Below are 14,738 nucleotides of genomic sequence, written 5' to 3' on the forward strand. Positions count from 1 at the left end.
ACTGCGTACTCTTCTCCGTCAAAGCATTTTACGTATATGTACCAGTAATTATATGCAAGATAGTGCTCATATGCAAGTACGCGCTCTTTATATATGCATTTTCCCAGTTGACTCGGAAAGCAAATAAGCGTATATTTTATTTAAACAGTTTAAACATTAATTTATATAAATATTTCATTGTTTAAAATTTTGATCATGCAATGAACCGGAAGGAGCGTTTCTATGGAAGATGACTTGATGGCTTATACCAATCGTTTCCGGACAACGTTTGAAGCAGCCCATCGAAAAATTAATAGCGCCGTATTCGCTGAATTGAAATCAGAGTTAACGGGGCCGCAGTTATTTATGCTGTTCATGATCGCCAAGGAGGGAACTCCCAAGCAAACCGTTCTTGCTGAGAAAATGGGGGTCAAACCTAGTGCGATTACCGTCATGATCGATCGCCTTGTCCAAAGCGGGCATGTCATTCGCAAGCATCATGAATCGGATCGGCGCATTGTTCTCGTAGAAAACACAGAGCTTGGCCAAGAGGTTCTTACCACAGCTCAAAACGTTCAAAAAGAAGTGATCGCCCGAGGCTTATCCAAGCTCCCGCCTGAAGAGCTCAGGGTCCTCGTAAGTGCTTTTGAAAAGCTAACCACCTATTATTGAAATTTAATTTAATTAAAAAAGGAGTGGACTGTAGTGGAAACTATACAAAAAACAATTCCTAACGACAACCTTTCCGAAACAGCGGCTCCTGTGCTAAAAAATCGTGGCCTCCTGCTGACAGGACTTATTATTGCCATGCTGTTCGGTGCTCTCGACGGTACGATTGTCGGAACCGCCATGCCTCGTATCGTTGGTGAATTAGGCGGTCTTGGTTTAATGGCTTGGCTGACAACAGCTTATATGCTGACTTCAACCGTTGTTGTTCCTATCGCGGGTAAATTGGCTGACTTGATGGGCCGCCGCGTGATTTATGTGACAGGACTTATCATTTTCATCGGAGCTTCCGCGTTATGCGGGATGTCCCAGAACATCACGGAGCTCATCCTGTTCCGCGGCTTGCAAGGTATAGGCGGCGGTATCATGATGCCGATGGCGATGATTATTATTGGGGACCTGTTTACCGGTAAACAACGTGCCAAATGGCAAGGTGTTTTCGGTGCGATTTTCGGTCTTTCTTCCGTTGTCGGTCCGCAAATCGGCGGTTGGATCGTTGATGCTTTAGATTGGCGCTGGGTATTCTACATCAATCTTCCCGTTGGTATCCTGGCTGTTATCTTGATCGCAATTGCACTGCCTAAGCATAAAGCAATCGGCAAAGTGAAATTCGACATTCCGGGTATTGCCACCATGATTATCGGTGTTGTTTCCATGCTGCTAGCATTAACATTCGGCGGTAAAGATTATGCTTGGTTATCTTGGCAAATCATTGGCCTTTTCGCCATAGCGATTGTATCGTTAGTTTCCTTCGTCATTATCGAAAGCAAAGCGCAAGAGCCAATTCTTCCTGTTCGTTTATTTAAAAACAGAACTTTTACAACCATTAACGGTGTAGGTTTCCTTATGGCTATTGGTATGTTCGGTGCTATTATGTTCGTACCTCTCTTCATGCAAGGTATTGTCGGGATCAGCGCCTCCGCGTCCGGTACGGTGATGATGCCTCTGATGCTTACGATGATTGCGGCCAGCGTAGTTTCCGGTCAATTTATTCATAAAATCGGTGTACGCAAACAACTGTTATCCGGGATGATTATCATGGCTGTTGGCTTCTATTTCCTAAGCACGATGGGGATAGACACGACAAAACTGATAGCATCTGCCTATATGCTGATCTTAGGTCTTGGCATGGGGCTTGTGATGCCGATTCTGACCCTAGCTTTGCAAGAAAGCTTCCCGAAATCTGAGCTTGGTGTGGTTACGTCTTCCAGCCAATTCTTCCGTCAAATCGGCGGTACGTTCGGTATGACAATTTTGGGTGCTATCATGAACCACAAATCATCGGTTTTGCTTGATCAGGACTTAACGCCTGTTGTTAAACAGCTGCCTGCAGAAGCGAGCCAGTTATCCAATCAAATGACAGATATGATTCACTCCAATCCGCAGGGCTTGTATTCTTCTCTCTTAAGTCCTGAAACGTTGGCGAAAATGCCAAAAGAATTTGTAGAGCACATGCTTCCTATTTTGAAAAATGCGCTTGTCTCCTCCCTTCATCAAGTATTCATAATCGGGCTAGTCTTTGTATTGCTAGGGGCGGTTCTTACCCTGTTTATCGGCAACATTAAAGTTGGCCCTAAAGCGAAAAAGACAAGTCCAAAGGCTGAAAAAGACCTTTCCGCCGAACTTGCTTAATGTATCAATCAGCCTCCCTCCTTCTTCGGAAGGTCGGAGGCTTTTTATCTTTTGACAACCTTCCAGCAATAGCGTTTAATGAGGTTGGATACTATAAAAGGAGAGTGATTACCATGAAATATCGCAGACTTGGGAAAACAGATTTAAAAGTTTCTATCGTTGGTGTGGGAACCTGGCAATTCGGAGGAGAATGGGGACTTACGTACACACAAGCGGAAGCAGATGCTATCTTGGATCAAGCCGCTGATCTTGGCATTAACCTAATCGATACCGCGGAATGCTATGGGGATCATCTTTCCGAATCGTTTATCGGCAATTATTTATCCAGACGCAATCGTGAGAATTGGGTTGTAGCCACGAAATTCGGTCACCATTTCCATGATCTATTTACACGAACTGACGAATTCAACTCGGAAAGTGTTATCAAACAATTGGATGCTTCGCTCAAAGCTTTGCAAACGGATTACATAGATTTATACCAATTTCACTCAGGACCAGACAGTTTATTCGACAACGATGACTTATGGACAACCTTAGATAAACAAGTGCAAGCAGGGAAGATCAGACATTTGGGAACTTCCATCGGCAGTAATGCCAACATCCATCAGACAGAAGCCTCTACGAAGGTAAATTCCAAAGCGATTCAAGTGGTCTATAATCGTTTGGATCGAGCGCCGGAAGAGCTGGTTTTCCCTTCCTGTGTGAATCAGGATCTTGGCGTACTGGCACGCGTGCCTTTGGCAAGCGGTTATCTAAGCGGCAAGTACAAGCCTGGTGCGGTATTTGGCAACAACGATGTCCGTCATCGCCATGATGCGGAGAACGTCAGACAAAAGCTGGAGGAAGTGCAGCGCATTCAAAAAGAAGAAGTGCCAGAAGGCATGGATATGGCCAAATGGGCGCTCGCATGGTGCTTAAAGCACGATGCCGTCACAAGCGTTATTCCGGGCTGCAAGAACCCAGAGCAAGTCATTGCTAACGCAAGCGCAACAGATCTTATCAGCGACAACCACCCACAAGCATGGAAAGCATAAGCAATAGGAAGGACTAACTTCTAGATGAACTTGGACGAGCATACAACAACTTGGAAGCAGCTTAATGACCATTTGGCGTCATGGGTAACAGCTAGCAAAGTCCATACCGAAGATGGCCATGTTGCTTCCTACATTCCTGAACTAGCGAATGCTCCAGCTGATATCTTGGGGATCTGCATCATGGATGCAGAAGGGAATACCGTTGTAGCCGGTGATACCGACTATCATTTTACGCTGCAAAGCATCTCCAAAGTATTCACCCTTATTCTGGCTCTCATGGATAACGGCGAAGAGTACGTGTTCTCCAAGGTCGGCATGGAGCCGACGGGAGACGATTTCAACTCGATGCTGAAGCTCGAGCTGGTAGAGCCCGGTATACCTTTTAACCCGCTTATCAATGCCGGAGCTATCGCTATCTCGTCCTTAATTGCAGGGGACACGCCACCTGAACAAACACAGCGAATTCTGCAGTTTTTCCGGGAACTTGCGGACAATCCGGCGCTGGACATTAATCAGGATGTGTTCAAATCGGAATCAGACACGGCCCACCGAAATCGCTCGCTTGCTTACTTCTTGAAAGATAACGGCGTTCTGGACCGCGAGGTTGACGATGTCCTGCGGGTCTATTTCAACCACTGTTCCATCCAAGTGAACTGCACGGATTTAGCGAGAATGGCATTAGTTCTCGCCCATAACGGCGTCGATCCGATTCGCAAGCAGCGCCTGATTCCGCGGCGGTTCGTACAAATCGCCAAGACGTTCATGTTTACCTGCGGGATGTATAATGCCTCAGGCGAGTTCGCCATGAACGTAGGGCTTCCCGCTAAAAGCGGCGTGTCCGGCAGTATTCTAACGATGGTGCCCGGACGCTACGGCATCGGTCTTGTCAGCCCTGCTCTCAACCGCAAAGGCAACAGCACCGCTGGCGTTCACCTCCTGGGGAAGCTTTCGCAGGAGTTTGACTGGAGCTTGTTTTAACAACAAACAGCGGTATTCGTCATCACACGAATACCGCTGTTTCGTATATCAAGCAAGCTATTGAATGGCTCGTTTTATTCGCTGCAGCACTTCAATCAGTTCATCAATCTCGGTTTCGCTTAGGCGAACCGTCACATAGTTAGGTGATATACCCCCGTCGTTGATCTCCAGCAAGGCCACCTCATCCTTGTCATCCAATTTAACAGACAATTGTTCTCTTTCGAGCATGTTAATCCAAGCCATGACGGCACCTACTTTCGGCCAATGTGTTAGTAGACGATGAATTCTTTTTTGTAAACCGTTTCATTATCCTCTGTATCCATCACACGCATTTCCAATTCCCAGTTCCCTCTGAATGGCAGATAGGCTCCCTCCGTACGATAACTGAACTTGGCAAAGCCGTATGACTCCTCTTGTTCCTTATCCTCATAGGCCGCTATCGGCACCGCTATCGGAGCGATCTCTTTGTCGTCCAAATAATGAAGAATCATCAGCACCTGTTTCGGTTTCCCTGAATTTTCAGGAAGGAATACTTTGGCTGTAAATGAGTTGGTCCCTTGGATTTTGGGTGTGATATCCGCAGATACGTGGACCTTATCTCCCATCTGATGCCACTGCAGCGGCTCATTGGCCGGAATTGGCGCCACATAGGTGATAATTCCCACCAACAGCACAATGAGTACCATTAGGGTCAAATCCACTCTTACCCATAGGAAGGACTGAGCAGCCTTCTTCTTGCGCATCATGAGACGAATCACAAATGCCGTAAGCACGACTAGAATAACTGCGCCAACTTTCACTAGCAGCAAGATCCCCCATCCGGCGTATAACAGATAATGCAAATTCGGCAGGAATAAGAATACGGATAAAATACCGGATATCGTCAGCACGATGATGGAAATCAGCGCCATATTTGAAAATTGTCGCATGTACGTGGCAATGTCACTGCTCTTCTGACGCCACTTCGCGTAGAGAAGTACCAATCCTCCCACCCACATGGCTGCGCCCACCAAATGAATCCAATCGAGCCCGATCGTTGCCCATACAGGTGAAAAAGAAGCCGCATGGCCGCTAAAGCTTTTAGCCGCAAGCAAGCCTAATGGCCATATCCAGTCTAACCACGCCCACCTGCCGATAAGGACGAACCCGATGAAAGATAAGACTAGTAGAATCAGCCAGGATATTCCGATATTGGTCGCACTAAAAAGCTTCGCGACTTCTTCCACACCGCCGCCGCCTAGTAAATCCTCGATATGAGTAAAAATGAGCAGCAGGAGGGCGACAAGTTGAGCACGCTGCAAATTCAGCGTCCATGAAGATAATGTTTTTCTTGTTTCATTTCCGCCATTCGTACCTAGCATCCTTAACCAGATGACCCATCCTGTCAAAGCGAGCACCATGAGATACCACAGCCCGCGAGACGCATACTGCAAGAGTACCTTCGTCGTAAGCGGACCTGAACCGTGCTCGTGATTGGCATGGGAGGAAGGAAGATCTAGCGTATCTTCTTGCGGCGGATTGCCGATTGTCAGAGGATAGCTTCCGCCAACAGGGTGGCCGTCAGCCGAAATAACATGATAGCTAATTAAATAAACGCCCTCGGTCAGCTTAGGCAGATCAAGGAGCACACCTGTTTGCTCTTTGTTCAAATAAGCTTTATTACTGGTCATTTCGTCGCCGTCATGATTAAAAACCTTGATATAAAAGAGCCCTGCATCTAAAGGTTCATTGAAGGTAATTGCGATTTGGGGCGGAGAGCTTTCCAGCTTAGCGCCCGATTCCGGAATTGCCTGTACCAGCGATGCATGAGCAGAAGCAGTTTGGGGGGCGACGAAAGAACTTAAGAGCATCATTGATAATATACACAATAATACAGCGGGCAAGAACCAAAACCGACGAACATGTTGTTTCTGTTTATACATAGATAAATTCCTCTAATCCATTATTGGTCTACGTCCGGCAAAACCATCTTCTTTGCCGTGGTAATAACGGATCTTGTCCTCTCCTTGCTTCCAACAAAGCAAAACTTCCTGGCCCCCGATCGTAGAGGGAAAATCCACAAGACCCGTCTCTATATCCTTAAGTTCGATACCCGTTTGCTGAAAATGTTGGATCAGCCCGCGCGCTTCAATTTGCATAAATTCAAGCTCCGCTTCCTGCATAAAAAAGGGATCCTTTTCCGTGCCGGGTTTCTCAGCCAACTCATTTTTCTTCCTGCGAAGCTCTGTGTATTTCTCCTCAAAAGCCCGCTTCAGCAGTTGCATTTTCTTTAACTCCTGATCAACAAACGGAAGCATTTCATTCGCTTCTTCCAAGCTAAAATATTTTTTATCAGACATCTTGCACCTCCATGCCTAATTTTAACAAAAAAAGAGCGCAACTTCGAATTCTACCCATGCGTATGCGGGTGCTCGTGTGAGGATCCATGCTCATCCACATGAGTCACAGATAACTCGGCATATCCGACACCTTTAAGCACTTGAATTCGCTGCTGCAATTCTCTAAGCTTCTCCACCTTGCCCCTAACAACTAATATTTCCAAGCATTGCTGATGATTTAAATGAATATGCATCGTGGAAATAATGGCATGGTGATACTCATGCTGCAGTTCCATCAACGTAATGGGCAGATCGCTAATATGATGGTCATAGACCATCACAATGGTTCCGGCTACCGTTTCGTCCAACTGCATGCTGCTGGAGGTCAACAACGCTTTGCGTGTGAGATCTCGGATCGCTTCAGAGCGGTTGCTATAGCCCTGGATGGCAATGAGCCGATCATATTGCTCAATTAATGATTGCGGCATCGAGATGCCAAAACGTACAAGCGTTTCTTTCTCCGACATGGGATCACGCTCCTTTCTAACTAACCTCGTCCTCTACCTTCACTCTACCAGAAAGTGGTGTTGTCGCAAAATGGTCAGCCCCTATTTGAGGTGAAAATAATAAAAGAGAGCGGACATACGCCCTGCTCCCTTGCTTGTTAGATAAAGTTCATCAGTTTTTTGACACGAACTTCCAGCTCCACGAGTGAGAAAGGTTTCGTCATATAGTCATCAGCGCCCATCTGATAGCCTTTGAGCATATCGTCTTCCTTTTTCTTGCCGGAAAGCATAAGCACCTTCATGTTCGCATTCGCGGAGCGCTCATCCTTCTTAATTTGATCTAACAAGGAAAAACCGTCCAGCCTAGGCATCATGCCATCCAGAATACACGCATGATAAGTCTTTTCCTGCATCAAGCCGAGCGCCTCTTCACCATCGGAAGCATGTGTGATGGCAATCGGCAGATGCTCCAAATGAGAAGTCAGAATTGCTCTTAAGATTGGATCATCGTCAACGATTAGCAAACTTTTCTTCTCAGGAAGAGGCGGCGACGCCGATTTGTTCGAATCGCTCTCTTTCTCTGCTGAAGCGCATATTACGCGGTTCCGGCCCTGCTGTTTGGCTTGATACATTGCTTCATCTGCCTTAGCCACCCAATCCGCCACGGACAATCCTTCCCGCCACTGGGCAACTCCTGCAGAGAACGTGATGGAGAAAGGTTTCCCCTCATAATGGGCAACCGGATTCGAGCTAATGATGTGCAGAATGTTCTGAATCGTGGAATACGCCTGTTCCAAAGAGGTGTTCGGCAGGGCAATTACGAACTCTTCACCGCCAAAACGCGCCAGTAAATCCGTTGAGCGTAAATTAGTTTGCAAGAGATGAGCCAAGCCTTGCAATACCAAATCTCCTACGTGATGTCCATACGTATCATTGATTCTTTTGAAAAAATCAATATCGATGAAAACAAGCGAAATCGGAGCTGGATACCGCTCAATCCGCTGCAGCTCCATGCCAATCTGAAGGTCAAAATATCGCCGGTTGAACACGCCGGTAAGCGGATCACGGAAGGCCAACTGCTCGAAATTTTTCGTCCTTTTGAGCAAACCATAGATCCTGGCGGCTAATTCTTCATACTGAAAGGGCTTGGTCACATAATCGTCAGCCCCTAGATGGAAGCAGCGAACTTTATCATTCAAATCATTGCGCCCTGATAGAACAATGAGGGGCAGCCATTTCAATGTCGGATCTTCTTTGAGAAACTCAAACAGCTCATAGCCTGATTGCGGATGCATCATAAGATCAAGTGTCACGAGATCATAGGTGTGTGTACGCAATAATTTCATAGCTGATTCCACATCAGCAGCCTCATCGACCACACAATCATCAAGCTGAAGACGCCGGGTCAAATACGAACGCAGCACTTCGTCATCATCGACAAGCAGCAAACGGCTTTTCAAGGTTCGAAGCATAGAGCCTCCTGTGGGATCCTTTTGCTCGTCCATTTGGATCTCCGTCAGGCAGATATCGTATTCCATATTCATATCGCGAAGGAGCACGAGACTGCGCTCTGCGTTTTCTTGAACCGGGTTCGTCGATGTCAACGACAACGCCTGATCCGTGTCAATAGTTTGCGTCCATTCCCATAGGCGCACCAATTCCTCCGCCAGCCGGCCAATCCTGTCATAGCCAAAAATCGGCGCACTGCCCTTCAACGTATGGATAATGCGATAGAACCGATTCAAGTCCTCGATTTCCGGCTTAACACGAACGGCATCCAGCAGGGTCTCAAGCTCTTTCAACTGCTTTTCAAACTCGCGAATGAACAGTTTTCTGCCTTGTCTTAGAATTCTTGCATCTTTATCCGATTCTGACCTGGAGCCCTTTGACTCTAGATTCGTATGATTCATGACGGACAATCACCCTTTTTACAAATAAAATTAATACTCTATAGGTTTCGAATCAACTCTCCAATAAGTGTCCGACCGTATCTAGAAGTTGAAGCGGGCTGAACGGTTTCACAATATAAGTGGTGACGCCTGCCGCTTTGGCCTTCTCTTTATCTTTGTCCAAGGCTTTCGCTGTTAAAAGAATAACAGGCAGGTCCCGGTTCGCGTTATCGCTCTGACGAAGCCACTCGCATACTTCAACACCCGTGCGCTCCGGCATCATATAATCAAGGATAACCAGATCGAACGATGCCTTCTGAAGCTGCTCAATGGCTTGCTGACCGTCCTCTACCTCCGTGATTTCATATCCTTCATCGGATAACGTTTCTGTAAGCAGGAAGCGGAGTGCAAGCTCGTCGTCAGCCAGCAATATTTTATATACAGACATAAAGGTCACCTCTATTAAAATATGACTTTAATTATAGCATCATGCTCAAAGGCAAGATAGGAATTTGTCGAATAAAGTCAAAAAATATTATTTCATTCGCGAAGCATCATATTCTTTCCATGATGAGCCGTTAATTTCTTTAAGTCCTTCCACGGAGGGATAGATATAAACCCAACCTTCACGCTCCCCGTTCACATCTTGGATCCAGACGCGGTCATATTCATTATTGGAGGCTCCAGGACCATAATAACCTTCCAGGACATCCATCGCTTGCAGGCCTTCTTCCGTCACTTCCAACCATTCCCCAACAACATGCTGCTCCCCATTGCCTTCCGTTAGCAAGAGCGCAGGATAAGGCCCAACATCAAATAAACGGCCAAAAATCGTACCCGATTGCACGGACTGCACAAAAGGAGCTGCTACGAAGTGATTACTCTCTCCAACAAGCAGTGTGCCGTAGACAAATACAGATATCATGAAAACTCCTCCTGTCGAATTATGTAATTTATAAGGTTCATTTTAAATTCGCTAGCCATCTCCCCGATCCCTTTTCAAAACATCCAACCTTTTACAATTTCATGTAGAGCCGGGCAAAGAAAAAAAGCAACATCCACAATGGATGCTGCTTCTATGCTTGATTAGCTGTTAACTCGCGCGTTTTCACAATAATTTTGCGGATGCTGTCTTCCGATAGATGAAAGACCTTGATTAACTCCATCACCGTGGAGCCAGTTTGGTACAACCGGAAAATTTCTTGATTTCTACGCTCGATAATAATGCGTGTTCCGTTATTTTCTCCCCATCCAGCGCGTTTCTGCTCTTTCTTAGGGATATATACGATTTCACCTTGGATATATTCTTGTAATTGTTTTAATAGGTTAGGGGGAAGAACGTCCTTCCCGTTCTTGTAACTCATGGATGAAAACCTCCTCAAATTGTCGCAAAGATTAAACTTTGTTCGGATTTGCAGAGAGTAATCTCATCGCCCCTAAACCTCATACCATTCTTATCAAAATGGAATAAAAAAAACACGACCATAATCGTGCCTGTCGGTTGTATATGCAATTATACAAATTCAGGTGAACGGTTATTCCACGAATGATATTCAGTTAGGAGACGATTACCTCTGCGGCGGCCGCAACACTCATCGCTACTGTCATTGTCATTGTGTTCATTAAAAAACACTCCTTTCACCTAATATTGGGATTGTATTACATGGGTTGGAGAGCAAAGTCTCTCCTGTATTGCCTGTGTGTTCACTTCGTGTTCACAATTCTCATTATATGTAAAAAGCTTCTCGCTGTCTACTCGTAAGTTAAGAATATGCGGGAGCCCAGAGGGCCCCCGGTTGTAACGATGACCTCTGCTTACGCAGAGATCACCTCCGCTTTTGTTGTAATCACCTTGATCACTCCTTTCCGAAGTTATTAGCTGGCCGGCTACTTCTCTATTTACTCATAATCCTACCCCATTCTCAAGTGAAAGAATCGTTATAAGGATTCTTTCCTAGGCTGGTGTGTGCTTCCCTAGAGGCTAACGGACCTGGTTGCCGCTATTATAGTGTTTTTGCTGGTTGAGCAAGGGGTAACGGACTGTACAGCCGCTATCTGCTGATTTTAGGGTGGATATCGGTAACTTTCAGGTAAATAACGGCACCTGAGTCCGTTAGATCCAATTTTCATCCTAAAAGTGGCAGATAGCGGCATCTCAGTCCGTTAGAGTCACAGATCAGTGCCCCAGCGCCGTCACCGCGATGCCGCTGCTGTTCAGCAGCGCGCGGATATCGCGCGCAAACTCCACGGCGTGAGCACCGTCGCCGTGGATACAGATCGTGTCCGCGCGCATGCTCAGATCCTCTCCCTCCTGGGAGAGGACCTTCCCCTCGCGGACGAGGCGTACCACTTGCGCCGCTGCATCCGCGGCGCTCTCCAGGAGCGCCCCGGGCTGATCCCGGGGCGTCAGCGTGCCGTCCCGCCGGTAGGTGCGGTCCGCGAAAGCTTCGCTCGCGGTTCGCAGCCCCGCGGCGGCACCCGCCCGCAGCAGCTCGCTGCCGGGCGGTCCAAGCAGCGTCAGCTCCGCGCTGACGCTGAGCGTCGCTGCCGCAATGGCCGCGGCGAGATCATGGCGCTTCGCCGCCATGTGATAGAGCGCGCCATGCGGCTTGACGTGCTGCAGGCGCCCGCCTTCGGCGTGGACGAACGCCTGCAGCGCCCCGAGCTGATACAACGTCAGCTCGTAAGCCTCGGCCGGCGTGATGGCGATCTCCCGCCGGCCAAAGCCCTGCAGATCGGGGAGGCCCGGATGGGCCCCGATCGCCACGCCTTTACGCATGCACAGCTGCACGGTGCTGCGCATGGTGGCAGGATCGCCTGCGTGGAATCCGCAGGCGATGTTGGCGGAGCTGACGAAGTCCAGCAGCTCCTCGTCGCGCCCGAGGCGATAAGCGCCGAAGGCTTCGCCCATATCACAATTTAAATCTATACTCAGCACACTCACTTTTCCATCACCTTTCATAACTCCAATGCTTCACTTTGTTTTTATCAAATATCATTTGAACTTCTCATCTCATCCGACCATCAATCTTCATCCACGATCCCTAAACCCAGCACGCACGCCAGCTTCCAGCAACCGCATATCCATAGCCTGCAGCAAAAGCTGCTCCTGGGCTTCCCTCAAGCTAACCTCGCGGAAACGCAGTTTGCCCCCTGGCTTCACTTGAGCGATTAGCGGCAGATGGGCCGTAATGACATGGGCAATGCGCGGATAGCCGCCTGTTGTCTGGCAGTCAGAAAGCAAAAGAATGGGCTGACCGCTCGGTGGCACCTGAATCGTGCCTGGAACAACGGCTTCCGAAATCATTTCATGGGAGATACCGCGTTTCAACGAAAGAGGTTTTCCTTCCAGCCGATATCCCATCCGGTCCGATTGCGGGGTAACCGTGAAGCTTCGAGCCAGAAACTTCGCTTTGACCGATTTCGCAAAATGGTCCGCTTCCTTGCCCCATACAATGCCCACAACCGGGTTGTCTTCGTAATTCGGCCGAATAAAAGGAGTGACCTCACCAGACACAGAACAATTGTTGATGTTCAGGGCTGCTTTCTTCGCACTGCCCAGCTTCAGTTCATCTCCCGCTAGAAGCGCTCTGCCTTCATGCCCGCCAATCCCTGCCCGCAGATAAGTGCTTGTGCTGCCCATGCTGACATTCGCTGCAAAGCCCCCATGCACAGCTAAATAAGCTCTACACCCCTTCACCGCATAGCGGAAGCTCAGTTGTTTCCCTTTTTGGATGAAAAAAGATCGCCATAACGGCACTCTGCTGCCCTCCACATCCGCCTCGAGATCTGCTCCACACAAGGCTATCAGCATATCCGATTGCGCGACCATGCTCGGTCCGTTCAGGGTAATTTCCAATACGGCGGCATCGGCGGTATTCCCTACAAGAATGTTAGCTGCTTGGTGGGCAAAAAAGTCCATAGGACCCGATGCAATGACACCAAATTTGCGGTATCCGTAACGCCCTTGATCCTGCAGGATCGATAACATCCCCGGCTTGATGATTTTAAAGCCCATGTTCCAGGTTCCTTTCAGCGGTAAAATGGAACTGCTCCGGCGTGATGGCGACGAATTTCACCCGATCTCCTACCTGCAATAAGGAAGGAGGCGCGGATTGCGGCTGAAATAAAGCAAGCGGCGTCCGACCGATCAGGTTCCACCCGCCTGGCGTTTCAAATGGATAAATGCCGGTTTGCGCGCCGCCAATTCCTACCGATCCGGTTGGAATACGAGGTCTGGGCACTGATTTTCTAGGTGTAACCAACCGCTCATCCATGCCGCCCAAATACGGGAAACCCGGGGCAAAACCAATCATATAGACCGGATAGATTTGTGCAGTATGCAAGGCGACGATTTCTTCCTCTGTCAGACTGTGATAAGCCGCTACTTCCGCAAGATCAGGACCATACTCCCCACCATAACAAACGGGAATTTCGATAAGTTTCTCTGTCTGAGATGACTGCTGCTCGTTTGTGAACTCAAAGCCGCCCAAGCACCGCACAATATGTTGGAGAACCTTGTCGCAAGGAAGCATATAGTTTTCTCCAGCAGGGTGTACATGTTTGCGGTGAACCTCCGCTTCAGAAAAATGCTGATATACCACGACCGGATCATAATAAATCGTAATTGTCGTATAAGCGGGCACCATTTCTATAAAACCTGCGAAAGGGTGCTTCTCCAGATAGGCTGTCACTTGCCGCACCAGATCTAGTGTTGACAACTCAATGCTTGTGCCAAGCGTAAGTACGATGGCCGAATCCCCAAGGTGATGCCATTCGTAATGGAGCTTCGTCATGCAAATTTCTGCTTTTTCAACCAGTTTGCGCAAAGTTCTGGCCATATATAGGCTTCATCGTGATCAGTCGCCATGCCAATACCATGCCGTCCGCTCTCAAAAACATGCAGATCGTACGGCACTTTATGACGGCTAAGCGCCATGGCAAAAAGTAAGCTGTTCTCGACAGGAACGGCGGCATCGTCGGCAGTGTGCCAGAGGAAAGTCGGCGGTGTATCCGACGATACTTGTTTCTCTGTGGATAACAGAGTAACCAGCTTCTCATCCGGTGCCTCGCCTAACAGGTTCTTTCTGGAGCCCACATGTCCAAACTCATAGAAGGAAATGACAGGATAACAAAGAATTAAAGCGTCCGGACGGCTGCTTTGTCTCTCGATAGGATCTTCTGCTTCTTGGTTCCCGGCATCAAATAGCGTACCTGCGGAGGAAGCCAGGTGACCACCTGCGGAGAATCCAAGGATCCCTAGCCGATTCGGATCAATCCCCCATTGCTCTGCATGGTGTCTTACCGTTCGAATCGCTCTTTGGGCATCTTGGAGCGGAATTGGATGTTCATATGGAGCTACCCGGTAGTTTAAAACAAAGGCCGAAATCCCAAGTCCATTGAGCCACTTTGCAACAGGTTCGCCTTCATGGGGCGCACGCCTACCGTAGCCGCCTCCGGGACATACTATAACGGCAGAGCTCAAGCCTTCGCTTGCTACAGGATACAAAGTCAAGCTCGGGCATCCTTGGTTTTCCTCACCGATGCTAATCTCGGATGCTCCGGGCCATAATTCGATTGTGGTTGCGCTGTTCACTCAAGAAACCTCCTTTATTTATGTGCTATGCTAATCATATCGAATCCCCCCAAGTTCGCATAGGTAGGATTTTACAAAAA

Annotated in this window: 16 protein-coding genes and 1 other annotated feature (1 of these 17 cut by a window edge); of the genes, 4 read left to right on the plus strand and 12 right to left on the minus strand. The window is 48.1% G+C overall.

Annotated elements, in window-relative coordinates; all coding sequences use genetic code 11:
- Nucleotides 1-31: a binding site (T-box leader), on the minus strand (it extends 231 nt beyond the left edge of the window).
- Between the two features lie 191 nt (nucleotides 32-222).
- From GON05_RS13185 to glsA, 4 genes are all read left to right on the plus strand, one after another.
- On the plus strand, nucleotides 223-651 hold the full coding sequence (locus GON05_RS13185; protein ID WP_157319565.1) for a MarR family winged helix-turn-helix transcriptional regulator: 429 nt from the start codon (nucleotides 223-225) through the stop codon (nucleotides 649-651).
- Nucleotides 652-741: 90 nt separating this feature from the next.
- Complete coding sequence (locus GON05_RS13190) at nucleotides 742-2,337, plus strand: MDR family MFS transporter (protein ID WP_397370047.1); 1,596 nt, start codon at nucleotides 742-744, stop codon at nucleotides 2,335-2,337.
- Nucleotides 2,338-2,450: 113 nt separating this feature from the next.
- The gene (locus GON05_RS13195) at nucleotides 2,451-3,371 is read left to right on the plus strand and encodes an aldo/keto reductase (RefSeq protein ID WP_157319566.1); all 921 of its coding nucleotides are present in this window, start codon (nucleotides 2,451-2,453) and stop codon (nucleotides 3,369-3,371) included.
- 24 nt (nucleotides 3,372-3,395) lie between these two features.
- Nucleotides 3,396-4,349: a glutaminase A gene (glsA, locus tag GON05_RS13200; protein WP_157319567.1), complete on the plus strand. Its 954-nt coding sequence runs from the start codon at nucleotides 3,396-3,398 to the stop codon at nucleotides 4,347-4,349.
- 57 nt (nucleotides 4,350-4,406) lie between these two features.
- Here glsA and GON05_RS13205 read toward each other — a convergent pair whose 3' ends face one another.
- The 12 genes from GON05_RS13205 to GON05_RS13260 form a co-directional block, all read right to left on the minus strand.
- Nucleotides 4,407-4,592 carry a hypothetical protein gene (locus tag GON05_RS13205; RefSeq protein WP_127457327.1) on the minus strand — a complete coding sequence of 62 codons (186 nt, stop codon included), beginning with the start codon at nucleotides 4,590-4,592 and terminating at the stop codon, nucleotides 4,407-4,409.
- A gap of 26 nt (nucleotides 4,593-4,618) precedes the next feature.
- The gene (locus tag GON05_RS13210) at nucleotides 4,619-6,202 is read right to left on the minus strand and encodes a copper resistance CopC/CopD family protein (protein ID WP_157319568.1); all 1,584 of its coding nucleotides are present in this window, start codon (nucleotides 6,200-6,202) and stop codon (nucleotides 4,619-4,621) included.
- Nucleotides 6,203-6,283: 81 nt separating this feature from the next.
- On the minus strand, nucleotides 6,284-6,688 hold the full coding sequence (locus tag GON05_RS13215; RefSeq protein WP_157319569.1) for a DUF2203 domain-containing protein: 405 nt from the start codon (nucleotides 6,686-6,688) through the stop codon (nucleotides 6,284-6,286).
- A 50-nt stretch (nucleotides 6,689-6,738) separates the two neighbouring features.
- Nucleotides 6,739-7,194 carry a nickel-responsive transcriptional regulator NikR gene (gene nikR / locus GON05_RS13220; RefSeq protein ID WP_157319570.1) on the minus strand — a complete coding sequence of 152 codons (456 nt, stop codon included), beginning with the start codon at nucleotides 7,192-7,194 and terminating at the stop codon, nucleotides 6,739-6,741.
- Between the two features lie 137 nt (nucleotides 7,195-7,331).
- On the minus strand, nucleotides 7,332-9,083 hold the full coding sequence (locus tag GON05_RS13225) for a response regulator (RefSeq protein ID WP_157319571.1): 1,752 nt from the start codon (nucleotides 9,081-9,083) through the stop codon (nucleotides 7,332-7,334).
- 52 nt (nucleotides 9,084-9,135) lie between these two features.
- Complete coding sequence (locus GON05_RS13230; protein WP_157319572.1) at nucleotides 9,136-9,510, minus strand: response regulator; 375 nt, start codon at nucleotides 9,508-9,510, stop codon at nucleotides 9,136-9,138.
- A gap of 87 nt (nucleotides 9,511-9,597) precedes the next feature.
- Nucleotides 9,598-9,987: a gamma-glutamylcyclotransferase family protein gene (locus GON05_RS13235; protein WP_157319573.1), complete on the minus strand. Its 390-nt coding sequence runs from the start codon at nucleotides 9,985-9,987 to the stop codon at nucleotides 9,598-9,600.
- A gap of 151 nt (nucleotides 9,988-10,138) precedes the next feature.
- On the minus strand, nucleotides 10,139-10,426 hold the full coding sequence (locus tag GON05_RS13240; protein ID WP_127457334.1) for a CD3324 family protein: 288 nt from the start codon (nucleotides 10,424-10,426) through the stop codon (nucleotides 10,139-10,141).
- An 812-nt stretch (nucleotides 10,427-11,238) separates the two neighbouring features.
- Nucleotides 11,239-12,000, minus strand: coding sequence for a LamB/YcsF family protein (locus tag GON05_RS13245; RefSeq protein WP_181646406.1), 762 nt, complete (start codon nucleotides 11,998-12,000; stop codon nucleotides 11,239-11,241).
- Nucleotides 12,001-12,093: 93 nt separating this feature from the next.
- A complete protein-coding gene (locus tag GON05_RS13250; RefSeq protein WP_157319575.1) occupies nucleotides 12,094-13,080 on the minus strand; it encodes a 5-oxoprolinase subunit C family protein in 987 nt (328 codons plus the stop codon).
- Nucleotides 13,070-13,858: a 5-oxoprolinase subunit PxpB gene (gene pxpB / locus GON05_RS13255; protein ID WP_157319576.1), complete on the minus strand. Its 789-nt coding sequence runs from the start codon at nucleotides 13,856-13,858 to the stop codon at nucleotides 13,070-13,072. Before pxpB ends, GON05_RS13250 begins: the two co-directional genes overlap by 11 nt.
- Nucleotides 13,855-14,658, minus strand: a complete 804-nt coding sequence (locus GON05_RS13260) for an alpha/beta hydrolase (RefSeq protein ID WP_309491820.1) — start codon at nucleotides 14,656-14,658, stop codon at nucleotides 13,855-13,857. Before GON05_RS13260 ends, pxpB begins: the two co-directional genes overlap by 4 nt.
- Nucleotides 14,659-14,738: the final 80 nt, after the last annotated feature.

The organism is Paenibacillus anseongensis, from assembly GCF_009757995.1.
Lineage (GTDB): Bacteria > Bacillota > Bacilli > Paenibacillales > NBRC-103111 > Paenibacillus_E > Paenibacillus_E chondroitinus.